This is a genomic window from Sandaracinobacteroides sayramensis (assembly GCF_022014495.1).
Classification (GTDB): Bacteria; Pseudomonadota; Alphaproteobacteria; order Sphingomonadales; family Sphingomonadaceae; genus Sandaracinobacteroides; species Sandaracinobacteroides sayramense.
Genome location: NZ_JAKLSQ010000006.1, coordinates 1 through 21,997, shown reverse-complemented (window position 1 = coordinate 21,997; position 21,997 = coordinate 1). Strand labels below are relative to the sequence as shown.

Sequence of the window (21,997 nt, the reverse complement as noted above, 5' to 3'; positions counted from 1 at the left end):
GCCCTTGGAGGCGGTCTTCAACGGCAGAAGCCCGTGCTGCGCGGCATCTGGTCAAAATGCAGATGGTCGGCATGGGCGGCGTTGTAGTCGGGCGAGAGGACGGTTCCGAACAGCGGACAGGCGCCGTTTCGCACGTCGCGCAGGAAGGCCCGGTCGCGGGCGGAGCCGTTCCAGTCCTTCAGCACGCTGATTTCCCGGCCTGAGGCGAGGCGGAAGCCGGCGATGTCTATGGCGTTGGCTTTCGCATGTTCGGAAGGCTGGCCGCCCTGGCGATTGCCGATGGTGCGGCAGCCATAGCTGCCCATGTGGCGGATGGCGGCGACCGTCTCGCCCAGATGCCGGCGGGCGGCGGGCAGCACGACGCTTTGTTCCCACCAGCTCAGGGCGGCCGCCACCGAGCAGCTTGTGGCCGGCGGCTCGCCCAGCCAGCGCGGGCCGGTGGAGGCCGGCGTGCGCAGCACCGCCCAGGCATAGCCGCAACCGGCCGGCCCCTGCCGGCCCGGCATCAGGCTGGCCCTGGTGCCCAGCCGGTCGAGCGCGGCCCGGCATTGCGCCGGATCGCGGTCCAGCGCGAGGAAGCTGGACTGGGCCGGCGCCCGGCCGGGGGCAGGGGCCGCACCGGGGGCCGGCTGGCGCTGCCCGCAGGCGGCGAGCAACGCCAGCGCCAGAATGGGCCAGGCAGGTTTCAGAGCTTCACCAGCATCTTGCCGGTGTTCGAGCCGGAGAAGAGGCCGATGAAGGCCTCGGGCGCCCTTTCGATCCCCTCCAGGATGGTTTCCTGCCAGCGGACCTTGCCCTGCTGAATCCAGCCGCCCATCTCGGCGAGGAATTGCGGCATCAGATGCTGATACTGGATGACGATGAAACCCTGCATCTTCAGGGATTTGCCCACCACATACATGATGTTGCGCGGCCCCGGCGCCGGCTCGGTGGCGTTGTAGCCGGCGATCATGCCGCATTCCACCAGCCGGGCGAACGGGCGGGCCAGTTCCAGCGCCACTTCCAGATGCTCGCCGCCGACATTGTCGAAATAGACGTCTATGCCTCTGGGTGCGGCTTCGCGGACCGCGCCCAGCAGGCTGGGCGCGGTCTTGTAGTTGATGGCATGGTCGACGCCGACCGACTTAAGCCAGGCGCATTTCTCGTCGGTGCCGGCGGTGGCGACGACATGGCAGCCCTTGATCTTCGCGATCTGCGCCACGGCGGACCCGACGGCACCGGCTCCGCCCGACACAAATACCGTGTCGCCTTCCTTCGGTTCGCCGATCTGGGTGAGGCCGGACCAGGCCGTAAGCCCCGGCATGCCCATCACCCCCAGATAGGCTTGCGACGGCACCCCTTCGATCGCCGGAACCTTGGTGAGGGTGGAGGCGGGCGCGACGAAGGCTTCCCGCCAGCCGGCCATGGAATTGACGAGGTCGCCGGGCTTCAGCGACGGGTCGTTGGAGGCGATCACTTCGCCGACGGCGCCGCCTTCCAGCACCTTGCCCACCTGGAAAGGCGGCACATAGCTGGGGCGATCGTACATGCGGCCGCGCATATAGGGGTCGACCGACATGAAGCGGTTTCTGACCAGAACCTCGCCCGCGCCCGGCTCGGGCAGCTCGACGGTGACGAGTTCGAAATGCTCGACTTGCGGCAGGCCTGCCGGGCGGCTCTTCAGATGGATTTCGCGGGCTTTGGTCATGGCTGTCTCCCCAATGGCTTGGGCGCGAGTCTTTCACGCGGCCGGCCCGGGGGCAAGGCGTGTCGGCCCGCTCCTCCCGATAAGGCCAGCCTATTTGCGCAGCTTGCCAGCCAGCGTGACGCCCTGCGCGATGACGGCGCCGAGGATCAGGCCGAAGACGCCGGCGAAGCTGGCGTGGACGACCCATTCCAGAGCCGCCGTCAGCACGGGGGAAAGGCTGGCGATCGCATGCGCCCAATGGGTGAGGGCGTGGGGCAGGGCGGGGAAGATGCCCAGCACTTCCATCCCGTGCAGCACGATGCCGCCGCCGACCCAGGCCATGGCGGCGGTGCCGATCACCGAAAGCGCCGCCAGCAGCTTCGGCATGCCGGCGACCAGCGCGCGGCCGACCGCCTGCGAAGCGCCATTGTCCACCTGCGCCAGCCGGAGGCCGATGTCGTCCATCTTCACGATGAGGGCGACACCACCATAGACCAGCACGGTGACGGCGATGCTGACGCCGACCAGCGCGGCAGCCGTGGTGGCGAGCGGCAGATTGTCCAGCTCGCCCAGCGCGATGGCGAGGATTTCCGCCGAGAGGATGAGGTCGGTGCGGATGGCGCCGCCCACCATCTTCGTCTCCCGCTCGGCCGGTTCCAGCGGCACGGGCAGCTCAGGACTGTCGCCCTCGGCATGGGCGTGGAGGCCCAGCTTCTCCATCACCTTTTCCGCCGCTTCGAAGCAGAGGAAGGAACCGCCCAGCATCAGCAGCGGCGTCAGCGCCTGCGGCAGGAAGGCGGCGAGCGCGATGAAGATCGGGGTGAGGAAGATCAGCTTGTTGCGCAGCGAACCCTTGGCGATCTTCCAGATGATCGGAAGTTCCCGGTCCGGCGTGAAGCCGGTGACATAGGTGGGGGTAACGGCGGCGTCGTCGATCACCACGCCCGCCGACTTGGCGCCGGCCTTGGCGGTCGCGGCGGCGACATCGTCCAGCGAGGCCGCCGCCAATTTGGCGATTGCCGCGACATCGTCGAGAAGGGCGATGAGACCGGAAGCCATCTGGGGCCTTTCTAGCCTTGCTGGAGCATGGAGGCGATCGCTTCGTTGGCGAGCTGGTCGGCGCGTTCGTTCAACGGATGGCCGGAGTGGCCGCGCACCCATTCCCAGCGAATCCGGTGCGGCTTCACCGCGCGCTCCAGGTCCATCCAGAGGTCGGCGTTCTTCACCGGCTGCCTGGAGGGGTTGCGCCAGCCGTTCTTCTTCCAGCCGTGAATCCATTTGGTCATGCCGTCGAGCAGGTAGCGGCTGTCCGTCTGCAGGGTGATTTCGGCGGGCTTCTTCATGGCTTCCAGCGCGCGGAGCGCCGCGGTCATTTCCATGCGGTTGTTGGTGGTTTCCCGCTCGGCGCCGGTCAGCAGCTTTTCCTGGCCGTTCCAATGCAGGATCGCCGCCCAGCCGCCGGGGCCGGGGTTGCCCTTGCAGGCGCCGTCGGTGGTGATGGTGACTTGCGGAAGCTCAGCCATGCGGGGCCCCTTCGCTGAGGGCCGCATAATGGCGAAGGCGCCGCGCGAAGGGCAGGGGGTTCTTGCGCTGCACCAGCGCATCGGACGGCGGGGCGAGCCAGTCCTGCGCGCGGGTCAGCAGGAAACGCAGGGAGGCGCCCTCCGCCAGCATCGGGAAAGCGGCCAGCTCGTCCGGGGAAAGCGGGCGGATGGACTGGTAGCCGGCCATCAGCGCATCCGAATGCGCGGGGCCGGGGGCGGAACCGTCGGGCGGAAAGCACCAGGCCGCGTGCAGCACGGCGAGATCATAGGCGAAGAGGTCGGTGCAGGCGAAATAGAAGTCTATGAGGCCCGTCACCTTGTCGCCCAGCATCAGCACATTGTCCGGGAAAAGGTCGGCGTGGATGGTGCCGCGCGGCAGATGCGCCGGCCATTTGCCGGAAAGCGCGTCCAGCCGCCGGGCTGCGAAAGCGGCGAGGCCGGGCTCGATCGAATCCAGCCCTTCGCCCAGTTCCGCCGCCGTTTCCCGCCATTGGGGAAGGCCGAGGCCGTTCGGCCGCTCCGCCTCGAAGTCGGCCCCGGCCAGATGCAGCCGCGCCAGCGCCTCGCCGGCGGAACGGGCCTGTAAGGGCGTGGGCTGCGAAACGGAGACTCCGGGCAGATACTGGATCAGGCAGGCGGCCTTGCCGGCCAGTTGCTGCAGCGCCTCGCCCCGCCGGTCGCGGATGGGGCGGGGAACGGGTTCGCCCTTGTCCGCCAGATGCTCCATCAGGGCCAGGAACCAGGGCAGATCCTGAAGATCTATGCGATGCTCGTAAAGCGTCAGTATGTAGCGCGCGGTGGCCGTTTCCACGAGGAAGTTGGAGTTTGAAACGCCCTCCGCTATCCCCTTGGCGGAAATCAGCTTGCCGGTTTCGTAGCGCCTCAGAAAGCTTTCCAGCGCCTCCGCCGGCACTTCGGTGTAGACTGCCATGCGGCCCCCCCTATGCGCAGATGTTATGCGCGGATGTCAGGCGGCAAGGCCGCGGGGCAGCTTGAAAACCACGCTTTCGGTGGCGGTGGCCACTTCCTGCACATCCACCTCGTACCGCTCGCGCAGCGCGTCGACCACTTCCTGCACCAGCACTTCCGGGGCGGAGGCGCCGGCGCTGATGCCCAGGGTGGAAACGCCCTCGAACCAGCTCCAGTCGATCAGATGCGCGCGCTGGATCAGTTGCGCGCGGGCGCCTTCGCGGGCCGCGACTTCCCGCAGGCGCTGCGAGTTGCTGCTGTTCTCGGCGCCGATCACCAGCACCAGTTCGCACCGGCGGGCGATCGCCTTCACTGCCGTCTGCCGGTTGGAGGTGGCGTAGCAGATATCCTCGCCCTTGGGGCCGACCAGCGACGGGAAGCGGCGCTGCAGCGTGGTGACGATGTCGGCCGTATCGTCGACCGAAAGCGTGGTCTGCGTCAGGAAGCCCAGTTCTTCGGTCGGCGGCTGCACCACTTCGGCATCCTCGACGGTCTCGATGAGCGTCATCGCCCCATCGGGGACCTGGCCGAAGGTGCCAATCACTTCCGGATGGCCGGCGTGGCCGACGAACAGGATGTGGCGGCCCTGTTCCACCATGCGCTCGGCTTGCCGGTGCACCTTGGAGACGAGCGGGCAGGTGGCGTCCAGCCAGTCGAGCCCGCGTTCCTGGGCGGTGGCGGGGATGGCCTTGGGCACGCCATGCGCCGAGAAGATCACCTGCGCGCCGTCCGGCACTTCGTCCAGTTCCTTCACGAAGATGGCGCCCTTGGCCTTCAGGCTGTCCACCACGAAGCGGTTGTGGACGATCTCGTGCCGGACATAGACCGGCGCGCCATATTTCTCGAGCGCGAGCTCGACGATCTGGATGGCGCGCTCGACTCCGGCGCAGAAACCGCGCGGGGCGGCGACGAGAACGCTTAAGGCTGGCTTCACTTGCATGCATGCCTCTTAGGCGAAGTGGAGGCGGGCATGAAGCCCCTTCCCAAATTGCCTTCGAGACGCCTAAGGACGGCGCTGAGGGGGCAGAGGGGCGATCGCCCCTGGTTGTGCCTCAGGAGATGCATTTGTCGAAGGCCTTTCTCATGCTCGGGCTCGCCGCGTCGGCGTTGACGCTGGCCGCCTGCAACCGCAACCCGCTGCTGGTGAAGCGGTCGCAATGCCCGGCCGTTGCCATCCCGACCTTCGTGGGCAGCGTGACGCAGTTCGATCCGCCGCAAAGCCGCGATGCCAGCGCCATCGCGCTGACGGCGCAGATTTCCGACGTGAGCGCGACCTGCATCGAAAGCGCGGAATATCTGACCACCGACGTGAGCTTCACGGTGACGGCGCAGCGCCGCCACGCCGGGCCGGCGAAGGAAGTGTATCTGCCGCTGTTCGTCGCCATGGCGCAGGGCGGCAATGTGCTGGTTTCCAAGCAGTTGACCGGGGTGATGCTGAAATTCGAGGAAGGCCAGCTTCGCGCCGAGGCGCGCGGCGGGGCGCGGGCGGACGTGCACCGTTCGGCGGTGGCGCTGCCGGCCGATGTGCAGGAACGCATTTCCCGCGAGCGCCGGCCGGAAGATATAGACGCGCTGGTGGATCCGCTTTCCGACCCGCAGGTGCGCGCCGCGGTCAGGGCAGCGAGCTTCGAGATTCTGGTGGGTTTCCAGATGGATGACGCCAGCCTCGCCTATAACGTGGGGAAGTAGCCGGGTTTCGCTTGACGTCGCGGGGCGCGCACGCTTATTGCCGCACCCCTCGCGCGCCGTTTCCCGCGGCGCACCGGGCGATATGGCGATCGTAGCTCAATTGGTTAGAGCGCTGGTTTGTGGTACCAGAGGTTGCGGGTTCAAGTCCCGTCGGTCGCCCCACCTTTTCAATGACTTGGCGCCAGGCTCGTAAAGTGCGACAGGTTCACTCGAACCTGTTCGGTGGCGAAGCCTTCTCAGCGTTGGCTGTCAGGAAAGCGCGGAACATGTCCTCAGCACAGGAGGCCATCCTGCATATCCGAGAACTCGGGATAGCGCAGGCGGAATGGCGAAACGGTCGGCGGCATGCTGGGCATGGCGCCAACTTGCGGAAATCAGCCCGTTGCTTTTACCGCCGACAAAATCGAATCATTGACTCCACGATCCAGAAAACCAATCTTCGTTCTGGGCAATTTTGGGGCTGATATGCGTATTATTCTGGCTTTGTCTGCGCTTTTCGTTACTTCATCTGTACATGCCGGATCATGGGATGATGGCATTTGGCATTTAAAGTTTGTCGGTGTGGGCGTAATAGATAAGGTCAACACCGTTGAATGGTGTCGAAATGAGACGAACACGCCCTGCGGCCCCTTCCCGGAACCCTCTTACAGTGTTGGGGAAAAATTCGATTTCGCTGCATCGTTCCACCTTGACGATTATGTGCCCAGAGTTGGCGCTCACACGAGTGGCGGAGCTTTGGAAGTATTCCGGGGCCTTGGCTATGTGCAACGTCTCTATGCGGACGTAAAGTTTTTGAATGGTCGGCCAATTGAAGTAAGCATCGCCGGCTACGAAGATTGGGGAGGCTCCTGCTACGTCTTCTTTTCTCTGGCGAGTATTGTTGGGAATAATTTCACCGCCTCCGGCAACGACGTGGCCGGATATTGTGACTGGGATCAAGACTATTTTGCACTAAGCACTTATGCATATGGCAGTGGACGCATCACCCAACTCTACATCAACAACGCCCGTGTCCCCGAGCCCGCCACTTGGGCAATGATGATCACCGGCTTCGGTGCGATTGGCCTGGCCGCCCGCCGCCGTCGCAAGCAGGTCACATCCGTACAGTCCGTGTGATGCTGGTGCGCCGCGCCTGTGGGCTGCGGCGCCTGCACGGCCCACACAGGCGCCACCAAACCCGCCCCGCAGAAGAAAACATCCAAAGCGGGCCGATTGCGGCAGCACTCGCCCGCCGTTGCGCGCTGTCATGCGCGCCTAGCAGTCGACGAGCTCGCGCCGACTTGTCCTTGCCCAGGTGGATCAGCGGCGTGTCGGTTCCGCGCGAGCCGCGCTGCGTCCACTGGCAAACCACGCGGTCCAGATGAGCCTGGCCTTGCGCACCAGATACGCGAAGTCTGCCTTGGTCGCATCCAGCGCCTGCACCTCGGTCAGGATGCGCGTAACGCGAGAACGACCCCAATAAGCATCCTCCGTCGAGACACCGAACGAATTCGGGATCGGGTCGCCCTTGAACGGAACGATGCGGCTGGGGTGCAGCCGGACCTCACCATCGGTCGCCTACGACATCGCTCGGGTCTGTCGGTCGCGCGGAAGGTCGAAAGCCTAACGAGTATCGCCAGGCCCGATAACGATGCGGGCAATCATGGGTTTTTCTCAGATGCACACAGGCCAGTGCTCGCGGGTTCATGTTGAACCTGCGGGGCTGGTAACTCTGCGAAGTTTGGGATAATTGGCTGTGCGCACAGGCAGTCAGCTTAGCTGCCCCATGTTCAGTTTTGAGCATCTCGTTGATCAAATCGTTGAAATTCCTAATAAAAATGTCATGGCCTTGGTTTGTAATGCCAGAAGTTGCGGGTTAAGGTCCCGTCGTTGGCCCCATCCGCCTTGATGATGGCCGCTACCGATGCGGAAAGGTTCTGTTTCATGACATCGCAGCTTCCCCAACCCCCCACTTCCGAGCGGGCGTTCGGCGTGCTGCTGGCGCTTGGCCTGATCCTGGGGCTTGCAGGCGGTATTGCCGTGGGCGAACCTTCCGCAGGCGCCGTGATCGGCCTTGGCGCCGGCGCGCTGCTGGCCCTGGGGCTGCGTCTGGCTGGCCGCTAGGCTGAGAATCCATATAGGTAATTGATCTATTTCGTCATTTCGGGCCTCACCCGGGATACCGCGTTTTTGCCCACGCCGGCCGGAAAGCTGGCCCCCGGGGGTGACCGAAGGGGAATAGGGGCCGCCAACCCGGGTCATCCCAGACGGCGGCCGAGCCAGACCAGGCGACCGACCGCGCGCACCTGCAGCGGATCGCAGTCTGCGAAGGAGGGGTAGGAGGCATTGTCGGAAAGAATGGCGATGCGCTGCGTTGCCGGATTGACCGAAAGCCTTTTCACCACCGGCTGCGAATCGCTTTCGATCACATAGATGCCGTCGCGCAGGGGCAGCTGGTCCGCCATGTCGATCAGCACATGGTCGCCGTCCAGCAGCGTGGGGGCCATCGAATCCCCCTCCACCAGATGCGCGGCGAGGCTCGCATATCGGCCATCGGCGACGCGCTGCAGCAGGCTCGAATCCATGAGGATCGGCTGGGGAGGGCGCATTCCGCCGGTGAGCCAGGGAATTTCCACCTGCCCGTGGCGGGCGCTGTCCGGGCTGAGGCTGGCCGGAACCGGGGTTGACGGCGCCGCCCGGACGGGGGCGCCCAGCAGGGTTTCGCTGATGCCGAAGTGGCGGGCGAGGCGGTGCCGGTCCTGCTCGGAAAGCCGGCGGGGAACGCCGCGGCGCAGATATTGCTGGATATAAGCGGGGTTGCGGCCGATCAGCCGCGACAAGGCGGCATAGCCGTCGCCGGATTTCTCGATCAGCCGTTCCAGGGTGGCGCGGACATCCGCTTCGTCTGCAATCGTGGTAAACGCGGAGCGTTCGTCGTTAATCATAAGAAAAAGCCTAGACTAGTAGGAAATTGCCTATCACCATTAATGCATCCGATTCGGACCGTCTAAGAGGGCTTGGGCGGTGACGGGACGAATGGGCACAGGGTCGACATGAGGAGTTGCCGGATCATGTCGCTGCTGCATGCAATTGAAATATGTTTGAAACTGACCAACATACCCCCCTCCCGATTTGGGCGCGACAGTGTGCGCGACCCCCGGCTGGTGCACGATCTGCGTCGTGGCCGCCAACCCGGGCCGCGCATGGAGCGCCGCGTGCGCGCGCACCTGTCCGGCGTTCTGGCGGGTTTGCCGGAAAGCGAGCGGCGAAATGCCGAGCGCCGCCTGCGGGCCGGAGGGTCCGCATGCGAATGAACTTGCGGGATGTGCACTCCGGGCTGCTGCGTGCGGTGCGGGCGCTGGTGGCCGACGACCCGCTGCTGGCGGATTCGCCGCTTTCGGCGCAGGCCGACAGCGGCAAGCCGTATCTGGTGCTGGAGGATTTCGACAGCGAGCCATGGGCCAGCCTGACCTTCAGCGGAATGCGGCACCATCTGCTGTTCCGCCTGGAGGGGCCGGAAGACGCTGTCGAGTCCGTGCGCGGGCGCCTGGCGGGCCGGCTTCGGGAGGGCGATCTGAAGATCGCCGGGCATTTCCTCGCCGATTCCGAACTCACCCAGGTCTCTGGCGCATATCGGGAAGTTGGGCGCATTTCGCTTTGCCTCCGCCTACGGGCCTTGACGATAGAGGAGTAGGCAGGAAACGCAAGAAGAATAGGTTAACTATAGGACAATACCTATTTCCCGGACCTGGCAAAAGGTCGGTTCATCTGCAACCCCTGCGAGGAGCCATGTCATGGCGGCGGCGCAGTTGCGCTGCGCCGCCGTTGGGGCAAATGGTGAGGATGCCTGGCTGCGGTTCCAGGTTGAGAACGCATATAATTGATTGGATATGTTTCCCGTCATCCCGGGCTTGACCCGGGGTCCAGCTTTCCGGCCAGCGTGGGCCAGAAGCGGGATCCCGGGTCAAGCCCGGGATGACGAAGGGGTATAGGAGTCCCCAGCCTAGCCCAGGCGGGCGAGCGCCGCGCGCAAGCGTTCCGCTTCGGCCGAACGGGCGGCATGGTCTTCACGGGCCTTTTCGACCGCTTCGGGCTTGGCGCGTTCCACGAAACCCGGATTGGAGAGCCGGCCGTCCAGCGCGGCGGCTTCCTTTTCGGCTTGCTCGGCCGCCTTTTGCAGGCGTGCGCGCTCGGCGGCAAGGTCGATCACACCCTCCAGCGGCAGGGCATAGGTGCAGCCCTCGACCACCAGCTGCGCGACTCCGCCCGCAGGCGCGGGCGTCGTGGCGATGGTGTCGATGCGCGCCAGACGCTCCAGCGCCGGGCGATGCCGTTCCAGCCGGGCGATCAGGGCGGAATCGACTTCGTTGCTGTGCAGCGCGAGCTTCGCGGCCGGCGGCACGTTCAATTCGGTGCGGGCGGAGCGGATCGCCGAAACCAGCTCGATCAGCCAGCCGATTTCCGCACCCGCTTCATCGGTCCCGGCATCAAGATCGGGCCAGCCTGCCACGATCAGATCCTGCTGGCGTTCGCCCAGCGCGTGCCAGAGCTCTTCCGTCAGGAAGGGCATGGCGGGGTGCAGAAGAACCAGAATCCGATCGAGCGCCCAGCCGGCGACCGCCCGTGTCTCCTCGGCCAGATCGCCGCCTTCGGCAAGCAGCGGCTTGATGAGTTCCAGATACCAGTCGCAATAGCGGCTCCAGACGAACTGGTAGAGTTGCAGCGCATATTGATCGAAGCGGTAAGCGGTGAGGGCGGCTTCCGCGTCCGCCGCGGCCTTCGCCGTTTCGGCGATGATCCAGCGGTTGACCGCATGGGTGGCTGCTGGTGGTTCGGGGGAGGGTGAGGCCTTGATCCCCTGCGATTCCGCGAAACGGGCCGCATTCCAGAGCTTGGTGGCGAAGTTGCGATAGCCCTCGACGCGCTTCTCGTCGAATTTCACGTCGCGCCCCTGCGCTTCGCTGGCGGCCATGGTGAAGCGCAGCGCGTCGGCGCCGAAGCGGTCGATCAGTTCCAGCGGGTCGACGGTGTTGCCCTTGGATTTGGACATCTTCTGGCCCTTGGCGTCGCGCACGAGGCCGTGGATGTAAACCGTTTCGAACGGTTCCTCGTCCATGATCTGCAGACCGAACATCATCATCCTGGCGACCCAGAAGAAGATGATGTCAAATCCGGTGACGAGGACGCTGCTGGGGTAGCAGCGCTTCAAATCCTCGTTTTGATCCGGCCAGCCGAGCGTGACGAAGGGCCAAAGGCCGGAGGAAAACCATGTGTCTAGGACGTCTGCGTCTCGTTTCAGATGGAGTATGCGAAGAGGCGTATGATGCAAAAATTCGTTTTGCAGGCTTACATCCGCTTCATCGGGTGCTTCGTTTATTATGTAATCACCAGGGTAGTAATCTCGGTAATACTCTTGGGCAAGCGTAACTGCGCTGGCAAAATCCCTGGCGATAAACGGTTTTGTTTGCAGGTCATTATCAGCGATTGATGTCGGAGTTGGCCTGTCAGGATCGTCAGACCGCCAAGGGCCATACCACACCGGGATTCGGTGCCCCCACCACAATTGGCGCGACACGCACCACGGTTGGATGTTCTCCATCCAGTTGAAGTAAGTCTTCTCCCAAGTTGCAGGCACGAAGCGGGTGCGGCCGTCTTCCACCGCCGCGCGGGCCTCCACCGCCAGCTTCGCGGCATCGACATACCATTGGTCGGTCAGCCAGGGCTCAATCACTACGCCGGAGCGGTCCCCGAACGGGGTCTGGATGATCTTGGCTTCCACCCGTTCCAGTAGGCCAAGCGCATTAAGAGCAGCGACGATGGCTTCGCGGGCCTCGAAGCGGTGCAGGCCGATGAATTCTTGGGGAATTGTAGGTATTGGATTCCGGGTGGGTTCCTCAACAATATCAGGGAGTTCGTCATCTCCGTAATTTGTGACGCCCCATTCCTCCCTCTCCTCGTAGATTTGCACGATATTGGCTTCAGCATCGAACATGTTGAGCATTTCTGCCGGCGCGATCCCGGCGCGCCGACCGACTTCGAAGTCATTGAAATCATGCCCCGGCGTAATCTTGACGCAACCGCTGCCGAGTTCCGGGTCAGCGTGTACATCTGCCACGATGCGTACACGGCGGCCGGTGATCGGCAGGATGACATGCTGACCGACCACGCTCCTGTAACGTTCGTCATCGGGATGCACCGCTACCAACATATCGGCCAGAATGGTTTCGGGGCGCGTGGTCGCGACCACGATATAGTCACGCCCGTCTGACAGGCGGACGCCATCCGCCAGCGGGTAGCGGATGTGCCAGAAATGCCCCTGCACTTCGCGCGTTTCGACTTCCAGGTCGGAAATGGCAGTCTTGAGCTTCGGATCCCAGTTCACCAGCCGCTTGTCGCGGTAGATGAGGCCTGCTTCGTGCAAGCGCACGAACACCTCCACCACGGCCTTGTTGAAGGCCGGGTCCATGGTGAAGCGCTCGTTCGCCCAGTCGCAACTGGCGCCCAGCCGCCGCATCTGCCGGGTGATCGCCCCGCCGGACTGGCCCTTCCATTCCCAAACGGTTTCCAGGAAGGCGGCCCGGCCCATGCTTTGCCGCGTCAGGCCCTGGCCGGCGATGGTGCGTTCCACCACCATCTGCGTGGCGATCCCGGCATGGTCGGTGCCGACGATCCAGCGCGCGTCGGCGCCCTTCAGCCGCTGCCAGCGGATGAGGATGTCCTGCAAGGTCTGGTTGAGGGCGTGGCCGATGTGCAGCGTGCCGGTGACGTTCGGCGGCGGCAGCAGGATGGTGAAGGGCTTCGCTTCCGGCCGGGAAGGGCGGAAGGCGCCGGTGCTTTCCCAATGCGCGTACCAGCGGGCTTCGATTTCGGCGGGCGTGAAGGTCTTTTCCAGCATGGCGGCGGGGTTAGCCGCTGCGCGCCCGCAAGGGAAGGAGCCTCGCTATATGGCCTTTGGCGGCGCCGTCACTTCTTGCCGGTGAGGCGGGCGATTTCCTCGGCGGCCATCTTCTGCACCAGTTCCGGCAGGTTGGCGTTGAGCCAGGCTTCCACCTGTGGGCGGATGAGGTCCGCCAGGAAATCCTCGACCGTGCGTCCGGCCGCGGGCGCGGCCGCCGCCTTGCGCCCGGCTTTCGTCGCCCTGGCCGGGCGGGCCTCCTCGGCGGAAGCCGCTTCTTCCGCGACTACCTCGATCTCCACGGCGTCTTCCAGCGGCTCGTCGATGTCCACCGCTTGCGCGACCGGCGGCGGCAAGTCGGCGCCGACGGTTGCGCGAATCGAGTCGAGGATCGAGGCCAGGTTCGGATCGAGGGCTTTGCGGGTCATCGGTTCCGGATCATTGGGTAGGGCCCACCAGTGGCGGGGCCTGGTTGCGACTGCGATCGGTGCGCGGATCCGGATCATAGCCGAATTCCTGCCAGCCTTTGCCGCGAACCCTGTTGGCATTGGCTTCCGCATCGTAACGGCCGATCGGCGCGCCTTCCAGAACCGTTTCCAGATTTCCCATCATCTCGAACAATTCATAGGCCGCGACATAGCGGTCACGCTCGGCCTGGACGAGATTCACGCGCGAATTCAGCAGTTCCTGCTCGGCGTTCAGCACGTCCAGAATGTCGCGGCTGCCCACCTGATTTTCCTGGCGCACGCCTTCGGCCGCCAGTTCGTTGGCGCTGATCTGCACCTTCGACGATTCGATCAGCGATTCGGCGGTGCGCAGCAGGGCGTAGCTGCCGGTGGTGCCCTCCGCCACCAGCCGCTCGGTCTGGGTGATATTCTCCAGAGCCTCGCTTTGCGCCGCCTGCGCCTGGCGGACCTGGGCGGCGATCAGCCCGCCCGAGAAGAGCGGCATGCCGGCCGAAACGCCGAGCGTCGGCGAGAAGCCGGTGAGGCCGGCGACCGATTCGGTGCCGTGCACATAGCGGGCGCCGGCGTTCACCGCGACGGAGGGGCCGCGCCCAGCCTTGGCGGCGCGCACATTCTCGGCCGCCGCCTTTTCCGAGAAGCGGGCGGCCGCCATCGACGGGTTCAGCTCGAAAGCGCGGTTGCGGGCTTCGTCTTCGGTCGCGGGCGTTGCCGGAAGCGCCGGCAGCGGCTGCAGGTCCACCGGATCGTTGCCGACGAGGCGGCGATAGGCCTGACGGGCAAGCGTCCGCTGGGCGATCGCGCCCTGCAAGCCGGCCCGGGCGGCGGCCAGGCGGGCCTCGCTCTGCGCCACGTCGGTGCGGGTCAGGTCGCCCACTTCGAAGCGATCCCGCGAGGCGCGGAGCTGTTCGCCCAGCAGCTTCACCTGGCCTTCGTTCAGCCGCACCACCGCCTCCGTTTTCAGCACATCGGCGTAGGCGGCCACCGTGTCGACGATCACCTGATATTCCGTCGCGCGCAATTGCGCGCGTTGAGCGGCGATCTGCGCCTCGGCGGCGGAGATTCCGGCGCGCACGCGCCCGCCCTGATAGATCGGCTGGGCGACGACCGCGCCGCCGCGCCAGAGCTGCCCGCGATCGCCCAGACGGTCGGAGAATTCCTGGGTGAAATCCCCGGTGAGGTCGACCGTGGGGCGCATGCCGGCCGAGGCGAGCGGCACGCCTTCGTCCACCTGGCGCAGGCGGGCGCGGGCGGCGGCGATTTGCGGGTTGCTGCCATAGGCGGCGGCGATCGCGTCCTGAAGCGTTTCGGCGGACGCGGGCGCCGCGATCAGCGCGGTGGCGAGAAGCAGATGTTTCAACATGGAGGGGGGCTTTCAGAACTGGAAGGCGGGCGCCTTTCCGAAGGAAGGCAGAACGGCGCCCGGCGCTTCCGCAAAGGGCTCCAGCGGCAGCAGGCCTGCCCGCCGGATTCCCTTTGCAGCGCGGCTGACGCCATCGCTGCCGACGACGATCGCCAGCAACCGGCCCCCCTCGGCCAGTTGCGCGATCAACTCGACGGGCAGTTCCTCGACCGCCCCGTCAATCAGGATGAGAGAGTAAGGCGCGGCTTCGGCCCAGCCTTTTTCAAGCGGACCCTCGACGACACGCACTTCGGCATAGGCGGCGAGATTGTCCCGCGCCTCGGCGGCCAGCTCCGAATCGGATTCGAGCGCCACCACCGAGTTCGACAATTGCGAAACTATGGCGGCGGAATAGCCGCTGCCCGTGCCGACGATCAGCACCTTGTCGTTCGGCTGAATCTCGGCATGCTCCACCAGAAGCCCGAGGCTGAGCGGGGCCAGCAACTCTCGGCCGGGCTTGAGTGGCTGCGGCGCGTCGACATAGGCGAGACCACGGCGGCCGGCGGCCACGAACGCTTCGCGCGGCACGGCGAAGAAGGCGGCGGAAACGCGCGGCGAGACGACGCCGCAAGGCTTCAACTGGCTGTCGATCATCGCTTCACGGGCGGCGATTTGGGAAGCGGAAACAGCAGATGCCACGCGGATAGGCCCCTTGGTTGCGACTGTTCGAACAGAGATATGGTGCCGGCCCTGATACTGAAGGGCCGGGCTGCCCGCAACTGGCACGCTCGCTTTGATTTCTGGCCGTTGATTTCCGGCGCTTTTCCCCGGCCGGGCTTCACATTCCGCCGCCTCCCATTAATGGTGGCCCATGGAGTTGGGATTTCGAGCCATCGCGGGGAGTGCATGACAGCGGTTCTGCTTTTCGGTGCCACGGGCGACCTTTCACGTCGGATGCTGCTGCCGTCTCTCTACGGGCTTTCCGTGGACGGGCTGCTGGGGGCGGAGGTGCGGATCGTCGGCACCGCGCGCTCGCAGATCGACGACGCGGGCTTTCGCGCGCTGGCGGCCGAAGCGCTGGCGCCGCACATCGCCAACGGGCTGGGGGACGAGGGGAGGGCGGCCGCCTTCCTGAAGCAGCTTTCCTATGTGCCGCTCGATGCGACCGACATGTCGGGCTACAGGCGGCTGCATCAGGCCGCCTGCGGCGTGGACAATTGCGGCGCCGAGCAGATTTCCATCTTTCTTTCCACCGCGCCTTCGCTGTTCAAGCCCACGATCGAAGGGCTGGCCGCCGCCGGGCTGGCCGGCCCCAATGTGCGCATCGGGCTGGAAAAGCCGCTGGGCACCGATCTTGCCAGTTCGGCCGAGATCAACGATGCGGTGGCCGCCGCTTTTTCCGAGGCGCAGATTTTCCGCATCGACCATTATCTGGGGAAGGAAACCGTCCAGAACCTGCTGGCGATGCGCTTCGCCAACATCCTGTTCGAGCCGCTGTGGCGCGCCGACGCCATTTCGCATGTGCAGATCACCGTCGCCGAGACCGTCGGGCTGGAAGGGCGCGTCGATTTCTACGACGGCGCGGGGGCGCTGCGCGACATGGTGCAGAACCATATGCTGCAACTGCTGGCGCTGGTGGCGATGGAGCCGCCCGCCCGTTCGGATGCGGAAAGCGTCCGCGACGAGAAGGTGAAGGTGCTCCAGTCCCTGCGCCCCATCGACGGCCGGACCGCGCCCAGCCACAGCGTGATCGGGCAATATGTGGCGGGTGCCGTCGGCGGGCAGCCGGTGAAGGGCTATGCCGACGAGCTTGGGCGGGCGAGCGGCACCGAGACTTTCGTCGCCCTGAAGGCGCATATCGACAACTGGCGCTGGAAGGGCGTGCCCTTCTACCTGCGCACCGGCAAGCGGCTGGTCACCCGCAAGTCGGAAATCCTCATCGATTTCAAGCCGGTGCCGCATTCGATCTTCGGCGAGCATGTGCAGGGGATGCAGGCGAACAAGTTGCTGATCAGCCTGCAGCCGAACGAGAATATCTCGCTGAAGCTGATGGCGAAGGTGCCGGGGCTGGACCAGGGCGGAATCCGCCTGCGCGAAGTCTCGCTGGACATCGACCAGCGCAACGCCTTTGCCGAAGCCCGGCGACGGATCGCCTATGAGCAACTTCTGCTGAGCCTGATCGAGGGCCGGCAGACGCTGTTCGTCCGCCGCGACGAGGTGGAGGCGCAATGGGCCTTCATCGACGGAATCCGACGCGGCTGGGCGGAAAATGCCATGGAGCCGCGGCCTTATACGGCGGGCGGCTGGGGGCCGTCGGCCGCGATCGCCCTCATCGAACGGGACAATGCGAGCTGGAACGACTGATCGTTCCGGCCATGACAAGGAATTCGGGTAATGATTGAAGTGGAATGGTGGGAGTATGAGGACGCCGCCGAGATGGCCGAGGCGGTGGCTGGAGACGCCCAGTTCCTGATCGAATCGGCGCTGGACGCGCGCGGCGATGCGGCGGTGGCGCTTCCGGGCGGCAAGACGCCGCTGATGGCGCTGGACCTGCTGAAGGCGGCGAAGCTGAAGTGGAAGGATGTGACCATCGTTCCGACCGACGACCGTCTGGTGCCGGTGAGCGACGGGCAATCCAATGTCCGCGCGCTGGCCGAGCGTTTCCTGCCGCTGGGCGCCCGCGTGGTGCCGCTGACCGGCGGCGACCTGCCGGTGGTGGAATCGGGGAAGGCGGCGGACGCGCGGCTGCAGGCGATCCACTGGCCGCTCGATCTGGTGTGGCTGGGTGTCGGCGCCGATGGCCACACCGCCTCCATCTTCCCCGGGCCGGATCTGGAGGCTGCCCTGACGGCGCCGCACCGGGCCGTGGGCGTCACGCCCGAGCCGCTTCCGGCGGACGCGCCTTTCGCCCGGGTGACGCTGACGAAAGCCTCGATCCTTGCCGCCCGATCGGCGCTGATCTCGGTGACGGGGAAGGACAAGCGCAAGGTGCTGGAAAAGGCGCTGAAGGACGGCGCCGGTTCCAGCTATCCCATTGGCCGGGTGCTGGCCGATTCCAGCCAGGCGATCGACATCCACTGGTGCCCCTGAGATGAGCCTTCACCCGACCGTCGAAGCCGTCACGGCCCGGATCGTCGAGCGCTCGGCGGACAGCCGCCGTCGCTATCTGGACCTTGTCGCCCGCGAGGCGGACAAGGGCCTGAGGCGCGAAGCGCTGAGCTGCTCCAACCTCGCGCACGGCTTCGCCGGCGCCGAGGAGGACCAGGCCACGATCCGGGGCGGGCGGTCTTTCAACATCGGGATCGTCACCGCCTACAACGACATGCTGTCGGCGCATCAGCCCTATGGCCGCTACCCGGAGCAGATGAAGGTCTGGGCGCGGGAGGCGGGCGCCACCGCGCAGGTGGCCGGCGGCGTGCCGGCGATGTGCGATGGCGTGACGCAGGGGCAGAGCAGCATGGAGCTCAGCCTGTTCAGCCGCGACACCATCGCGCTTTCGACGGCGATCGCGCTGAGCCATGGCATGTTCGAAGGCGTGGCGATGCTGGGCATCTGCGACAAGATCGTGCCCGGCCTGTTGATGGGGGCGCTGCGCTTCGGGCATCTGCCGGTGGTGCTGGTGCCGGCGGGGCCGATGCCGTCCGGCCTGCCGAACAAGGAGAAGCAGCGGATTCGCCAGCTCCATGCCGAGGGCAAGGTAGGGGAGAAGGAATTGCTGGAGGCGGAGTCCGCCAGCTATCACAGCCCCGGCACCTGCACTTTCTACGGCACGGCCAATTCCAACCAGATGATGATGGAGCTGATGGGCCTGCATATGCCGGGCGCGGCCTTCGTGCATCCGGCCACGGAATTGCGCCAGCAGTTGACGCGCGCCGCCGTGCACCAGCTTACCCGAATCGGGAAGGACGGGGGCGCGAACGACTGGCGGCCGCTGGGCCATTGCGTGGACGAGAAGGCGATCGTGAACGCGATCGTCGGCCTGCTGGCGACGGGCGGCTCCACCAACCACGCCATCCACCTGCCGGCCATCGCGCGGGCGGCCGGGATCCTGATCGACTGGGAGGATGTGGACGCGCTCTCCTCGGTCGTGCCGCTGATCGCCAATGTCTATCCGGCGGGCGCGGCGGATGTGAACCAGTTCCACGAAGCGGGCGGCATGGCCTACACCATCGCCGAACTGCTGCGGGCGGGGCTGGTGCATCGCGATATCCTGACCGTCGCCGGAGAGAGCCTGGCCGATTACGCGCTGGAGCCGGATCTGGACGATGGGCAATTGGTCTGGCGCCCTGCGCCTGAAACCAGCCGCGATGAAACGATCCTGCGCCCCGCCGCCGCCCCGTTCCGGCCGGACGGCGGGCTGCGGCTGGTGCAGGGCAATCTGGGCCGGGGCAGCTTCAAGACCAGCGCCGTCGATCCCGAACGCTGGACGATCGAAGCCCCGGCAAGGGTGTTCGAGGATCAGGCGGCAGTGAACGCCGCCTTCAAGGCCGGAGAGCTGGACCGGGATGTGGTGGTGGTGGTGCGGTTCCAGGGGCCTCGCGCCAACGGGATGCCCGAGCTGCACAAGCTGACTCCACCGCTTGGCGTGTTGCAGGATCGGGGCTTCCGCGTCGCGCTGGTGACGGATGGGCGCATGTCCGGCGCTTCGGGCAAGGTGCCGGCCGCGATCCACATGACCCCGGAAGCGCATGGCGGCGGCCCGCTGGCCCGGGTGCGCGATGGCGATGTGATTCGCCTTTGCGCGCATCAGGGGCGCGTGGATGTGCTGGTGGACGATGCCGAGTTTCTGGCGCGCGAGCCGGCCTCCGAACCGGAGGCGATGGAGGGGACTGGCCGGGAATTGTTCGCGCTGTTCCGCCAGGCGGCGGACGAAGCCGAGCGAGGCGGCTCCCCCATTCTGGCGGCGGCGAAGCTGTAGGAGGCTGCAATGGAAATGGTTGCAGCGGACATCGGCGGAACGCACGCGCGTTTTGCAATTGCGACCAGGGGGGAAGAGGGTCGCATTGCCCTTTCGCATGTCGCGAAGCTGAAAGTCGCCGAATATGCCAGCCTGCAGGCCGCGTTCGAGGCTTATCGGGCGGGTTTGGGAAGGCCGGTTCCCGACGATGCCGTAGTGGCGCTGGCAGCGCCGACGAATGTGGAGTTGATCACGCTTGCCAACAGCCCGTGGTCGATACGGCCGGCTCTGGTGGCTGGGCAGATTGGATTGAAATCTGCAAGATTCATCAATGATTTTTCTGCCGTATCTCATGCGATATCTGAATGTTCGTCGGATTTGCTCGAAGCCGTTGCCGGCCCTCGCAAGGCCTTGCCGGCGGAAGGCGCGGTCACGGTGGTTGGCCCCGGAACCGGGCTTGGGGTTGGCTTGCTGCTGACGGGCCGGCATCCGCGCGTGGTGCCGACGGAAGGCGGGCATATCGATTTCGCGCCTGTCGACCATCTGGAGGAGCGGATTCTGGCCCAGTTGCGGCGGCGCTTCGGCCGGGTTTCGGTGGAGCGGCTGGTCTCGGGGCCGGGGCTTTCCAATATCCATGCCGCATTGGCGGCGATCGAAGGCCGGGCTTCCTCCTCGCTGGACGACAAGGCGCTTTGGACAGCGGCGCTTGAGAATGCGGATGCCCTTGCCCGGGAGGCATTCGATCGCTGGTGCCTGATGTTGGGCAGCGTGACGGGCGATCTGGCGCTGGCGCAAGGCGCGGATGCCGTGGTGCTGGCCGGCGGGATGTTGCCGCGTGTGCGGCACTTGCTGGCCGGATCGGGATTCCATGCCCGCTTCAAGGCCAAGGGCCGATTTGAAAAGCGCATGGCGGATATTCCGATCCTGCACATCGTCCATCCGGAACCGGGGCTGCTGGGGGCCGCCGCCGTCTTCTTCAACGAGGCCCTCGGCAGGGAGGAACGATGAACGGGATCGAGAAACTGATGCGCAGCGGCCCGGTGATTCCGGTGCTGGTGGTGGAGGAGGTGGCCCATGCCGCGCCGATCGCCGAGGCGCTGGTCGCCGGGGGCCTGAAAGTGCTGGAAGTGACGCTGCGCACCCCTGCGGCGCTGGAGGCCATTCGGGAAATGCGGCAAGTGCCCGGTGCCATCGTCGGAGCGGGAACGGTGCTGAACGCGGGCGATCTGGACGCTGCGATCGAGGCTGGCGCGGAGTTCATCGTCTCACCGGGGCTGACCGAGCCGCTGGCGAAGGCCGCCATCGAGCGGGACATTGCCTTTCTGCCGGGCGTAGCCAATGCCGGAGACATCATGCGCGGCCTGGATCTTGGGCTCGACCGGTTCAAATTCTTCCCGGCCGAAGCGGCCGGCGGCCTGAAAGCCCTGAAGGCGCTGGCGGCCCCCTTCGGCAATGTGCGTTTCTGCCCGACGGGCGGCATCACGCTGGCGAGCGCGCCCGAATGGCTGGCGGAAGAAGCGGTGCTTTGCGTGGGGGGCAGCTGGATCGTGGGCAGGGGAATCCCCGACGTCACCGCGATTCGCGACGCGGCCGCCGCGGCTTCGCGGCTTTCATGAGCACATCCGTGAACGGGCAGGGCGAATCCGGGCAGGCGAAAGCCGGAGCGGTAAAGCTGGAGGAAAGCTGGCGCATTCCGCTGGCTCCGGTGTTCGAAGCCCCCTTCATGGCCGAACTTCGCCGGTTCCTCGTGCAGGAGCGCGAGCAGGGCAAGATCATCATGCCGCGTGCCGCCAACTGGTTCCGCGCCATGGACCTGACACCGCTCTCAAGGGTGCGCGTGGTGATCCTGGGGCAGGATCCCTATCATGGGGCAGGGCAGGCGCATGGCCTCAGCTTCTCTGTGCCACCCGGTGTGGCCATTCCCCCCTCACTCAGGAATATATTCAAGGAGTTGAAAGACGATCTTGATATACCGCCTGCATCTCATGGCTTTCTCGAAAGCTGGGCGAAGCAGGGTGTCCTGCTTCTCAACAGTGTGCTGACAGTGGAGCAGGGGCGTCCGGCTTCCCACGCCGGCAAGGGGTGGGAGCGTTTCACGGACGAGGTGATCAAACTGGTCGCGGCCCGTGCGGAGCCTGCGGTGTTTCTTCTGTGGGGGCGCTATGCCCAACAGAAAGCGGGGTTTGTCGACAGCAGCCGTCATCTGGTGCTGAAAGCGGCTCACCCATCGCCTTTCTCTGCCGACAATGGCTTTTTCGGTTGCCGGCATTTTTCGAAGGCCAATGCATTTCTGGCTGAGCATGGGCTCGATTCAGTGGACTGGAGATTGCCGCCGCTGAAATGAAACTTCCAGCATGCGGAATTGGCAGGCCAATATTAGAAGCTGCGACCGAACGAACCCGAACGGGTGAAAACCACAAAGCGGGTTCCAGAGGGCGGTTCCCCGAAGAATTGGATTCTTGCCGCGCCGATGCATCTTTAGGTTGGCGACGTGACCTGCTCCCCAGAAATCATGCCATTGGTAAGTTAGCTCGTCAGATGGAGACGAGTGA

Annotated in this window: 24 protein-coding genes and 1 tRNA gene; 13 read left to right on the top strand and 12 right to left on the bottom strand. The window is 65.5% G+C overall.

Going from position 1 to position 21,997, the window contains the following annotated elements; all coding sequences use genetic code 11:
• Window positions 1-17 precede the first annotated feature (17 nt).
• The 6 genes from L6Q21_RS05225 to ispH all read right to left on the bottom strand — a co-directional run bounded on the left by L6Q21_RS05225 (window position 18) and on the right by ispH (window position 5,119).
• The gene (locus tag L6Q21_RS05225; RefSeq protein ID WP_237829600.1) at window positions 18-656 is read right to left on the bottom strand and encodes an extensin-like domain-containing protein; all 639 of its coding nucleotides are present in this window, start codon (window positions 654-656) and stop codon (window positions 18-20) included.
• 29 nt (window positions 657-685) lie between these two features.
• Entirely contained in the window at window positions 686-1,687 is a 1,002-nt protein-coding gene (locus L6Q21_RS05220; protein WP_237829599.1) for an NADP-dependent oxidoreductase, read from the bottom strand.
• A gap of 90 nt (window positions 1,688-1,777) precedes the next feature.
• Window positions 1,778-2,725, bottom strand: coding sequence for a DUF808 domain-containing protein (locus tag L6Q21_RS05215; RefSeq protein WP_237829598.1), 948 nt, complete (start codon window positions 2,723-2,725; stop codon window positions 1,778-1,780).
• Window positions 2,726-2,736: 11 nt separating this feature from the next.
• A complete protein-coding gene (gene rnhA, locus L6Q21_RS05210; protein WP_237829597.1) occupies window positions 2,737-3,189 on the bottom strand; it encodes a ribonuclease HI in 453 nt (150 codons plus the stop codon).
• Complete coding sequence (thrB, locus tag L6Q21_RS05205) at window positions 3,182-4,141, bottom strand: homoserine kinase (RefSeq protein ID WP_237829596.1); 960 nt, start codon at window positions 4,139-4,141, stop codon at window positions 3,182-3,184. Before thrB ends, rnhA begins: the two co-directional genes overlap by 8 nt.
• 36 nt (window positions 4,142-4,177) lie before the next feature.
• The gene (gene ispH, locus L6Q21_RS05200; protein ID WP_237829594.1) at window positions 4,178-5,119 is read right to left on the bottom strand and encodes a 4-hydroxy-3-methylbut-2-enyl diphosphate reductase; all 942 of its coding nucleotides are present in this window, start codon (window positions 5,117-5,119) and stop codon (window positions 4,178-4,180) included.
• A gap of 125 nt (window positions 5,120-5,244) precedes the next feature.
• Between ispH and L6Q21_RS05195 the strand changes: the two genes are divergently transcribed.
• From L6Q21_RS05195 to L6Q21_RS05185, 3 genes are all read left to right on the top strand, one after another.
• A complete protein-coding gene (locus tag L6Q21_RS05195) occupies window positions 5,245-5,868 on the top strand; it encodes a hypothetical protein (RefSeq protein WP_237829593.1) in 624 nt (207 codons plus the stop codon).
• A gap of 85 nt (window positions 5,869-5,953) precedes the next feature.
• Window positions 5,954-6,030 (top strand) — tRNA-His (locus L6Q21_RS05190).
• Between the two features lie 183 nt (window positions 6,031-6,213).
• Complete coding sequence (locus L6Q21_RS05185; RefSeq protein ID WP_237829591.1) at window positions 6,214-6,984, top strand: PEPxxWA-CTERM sorting domain-containing protein; 771 nt, start codon at window positions 6,214-6,216, stop codon at window positions 6,982-6,984.
• A gap of 183 nt (window positions 6,985-7,167) precedes the next feature.
• On the opposite strand, the gene L6Q21_RS18210 is transcribed toward L6Q21_RS05185, so the two are convergent.
• Window positions 7,168-7,404, bottom strand: coding sequence for a hypothetical protein (locus tag L6Q21_RS18210; RefSeq protein ID WP_418895809.1), 237 nt, complete (start codon window positions 7,402-7,404; stop codon window positions 7,168-7,170).
• Between the two features lie 387 nt (window positions 7,405-7,791).
• Here L6Q21_RS18210 and L6Q21_RS05180 point away from each other — a divergent pair, with 387 nt between their 5' ends.
• Window positions 7,792-7,971, top strand: a complete 180-nt coding sequence (locus L6Q21_RS05180; RefSeq protein ID WP_237829589.1) for a hypothetical protein — start codon at window positions 7,792-7,794, stop codon at window positions 7,969-7,971.
• Window positions 7,972-8,105: 134 nt separating this feature from the next.
• Here L6Q21_RS05180 and L6Q21_RS05175 read toward each other — a convergent pair whose 3' ends face one another.
• The gene (locus L6Q21_RS05175) at window positions 8,106-8,792 is read right to left on the bottom strand and encodes a S24 family peptidase (protein ID WP_237829587.1); all 687 of its coding nucleotides are present in this window, start codon (window positions 8,790-8,792) and stop codon (window positions 8,106-8,108) included.
• 126 nt (window positions 8,793-8,918) lie between these two features.
• Here L6Q21_RS05175 and L6Q21_RS05170 point away from each other — a divergent pair, with 126 nt between their 5' ends.
• Together L6Q21_RS05170 and L6Q21_RS05165 are read left to right on the top strand one after the other, a co-directional pair.
• The gene (locus tag L6Q21_RS05170; protein ID WP_237829586.1) at window positions 8,919-9,161 is read left to right on the top strand and encodes a hypothetical protein; all 243 of its coding nucleotides are present in this window, start codon (window positions 8,919-8,921) and stop codon (window positions 9,159-9,161) included.
• Window positions 9,152-9,541 carry a hypothetical protein gene (locus L6Q21_RS05165; protein WP_237829585.1) on the top strand — a complete coding sequence of 130 codons (390 nt, stop codon included), beginning with the start codon at window positions 9,152-9,154 and terminating at the stop codon, window positions 9,539-9,541. Before L6Q21_RS05170 ends, L6Q21_RS05165 begins: the two co-directional genes overlap by 10 nt.
• Window positions 9,542-9,850: 309 nt before the next feature.
• Here the strand turns inward: L6Q21_RS05165 and L6Q21_RS05160 are convergent, their stop codons facing one another.
• The 4 genes from L6Q21_RS05160 to L6Q21_RS05145 all read right to left on the bottom strand — a co-directional run bounded on the left by L6Q21_RS05160 (window position 9,851) and on the right by L6Q21_RS05145 (window position 15,247).
• Window positions 9,851-12,742: a valine--tRNA ligase gene (locus L6Q21_RS05160; protein WP_237829584.1), complete on the bottom strand. Its 2,892-nt coding sequence runs from the start codon at window positions 12,740-12,742 to the stop codon at window positions 9,851-9,853.
• 68 nt (window positions 12,743-12,810) lie between these two features.
• Window positions 12,811-13,170: a DUF2497 domain-containing protein gene (locus L6Q21_RS05155; RefSeq protein ID WP_237829583.1), complete on the bottom strand. Its 360-nt coding sequence runs from the start codon at window positions 13,168-13,170 to the stop codon at window positions 12,811-12,813.
• A 10-nt stretch (window positions 13,171-13,180) separates the two neighbouring features.
• Complete coding sequence (locus L6Q21_RS05150; RefSeq protein ID WP_237829582.1) at window positions 13,181-14,569, bottom strand: TolC family outer membrane protein; 1,389 nt, start codon at window positions 14,567-14,569, stop codon at window positions 13,181-13,183.
• Window positions 14,570-14,581: 12 nt separating this feature from the next.
• Window positions 14,582-15,247, bottom strand: a complete 666-nt coding sequence (locus L6Q21_RS05145) for a protein-L-isoaspartate O-methyltransferase family protein (RefSeq protein WP_237829581.1) — start codon at window positions 15,245-15,247, stop codon at window positions 14,582-14,584.
• Between the two features lie 207 nt (window positions 15,248-15,454).
• On the opposite strand from L6Q21_RS05145, the gene zwf reads away from it, so the two are divergent.
• The 7 genes from zwf to L6Q21_RS05110 form a co-directional block, all read left to right on the top strand.
• On the top strand, window positions 15,455-16,912 hold the full coding sequence (gene zwf / locus L6Q21_RS05140; protein WP_237829579.1) for a glucose-6-phosphate dehydrogenase: 1,458 nt from the start codon (window positions 15,455-15,457) through the stop codon (window positions 16,910-16,912).
• Between the two features lie 30 nt (window positions 16,913-16,942).
• Window positions 16,943-17,638, top strand: a complete 696-nt coding sequence (gene pgl, locus L6Q21_RS05135; RefSeq protein ID WP_237829578.1) for a 6-phosphogluconolactonase — start codon at window positions 16,943-16,945, stop codon at window positions 17,636-17,638.
• Between the two features lies 1 nt (window position 17,639).
• Window positions 17,640-19,466, top strand: coding sequence for a phosphogluconate dehydratase (gene edd, locus L6Q21_RS05130; RefSeq protein ID WP_237829577.1), 1,827 nt, complete (start codon window positions 17,640-17,642; stop codon window positions 19,464-19,466).
• Between the two features lie 9 nt (window positions 19,467-19,475).
• Entirely contained in the window at window positions 19,476-20,453 is a 978-nt protein-coding gene (locus L6Q21_RS05125) for a glucokinase (protein WP_237829576.1), read from the top strand.
• Entirely contained in the window at window positions 20,450-21,061 is a 612-nt protein-coding gene (eda, locus tag L6Q21_RS05120) for a bifunctional 4-hydroxy-2-oxoglutarate aldolase/2-dehydro-3-deoxy-phosphogluconate aldolase (protein ID WP_237829575.1), read from the top strand. The genes L6Q21_RS05125 and eda overlap by 4 nt, the downstream gene beginning before the upstream one ends.
• A gap of 8 nt (window positions 21,062-21,069) precedes the next feature.
• Window positions 21,070-21,789 (top strand): uracil-DNA glycosylase, encoded by a 720-nt coding sequence (ung, locus tag L6Q21_RS05115; protein ID WP_237829574.1) that lies wholly within the window; start codon window positions 21,070-21,072, stop codon window positions 21,787-21,789.
• Window positions 21,786-21,997, top strand: a 212-nt coding sequence (locus L6Q21_RS05110; protein WP_237829572.1) for a hypothetical protein, incomplete at its 3' end; no start/stop codon positions are given. The genes ung and L6Q21_RS05110, both read left to right, overlap by 4 nt.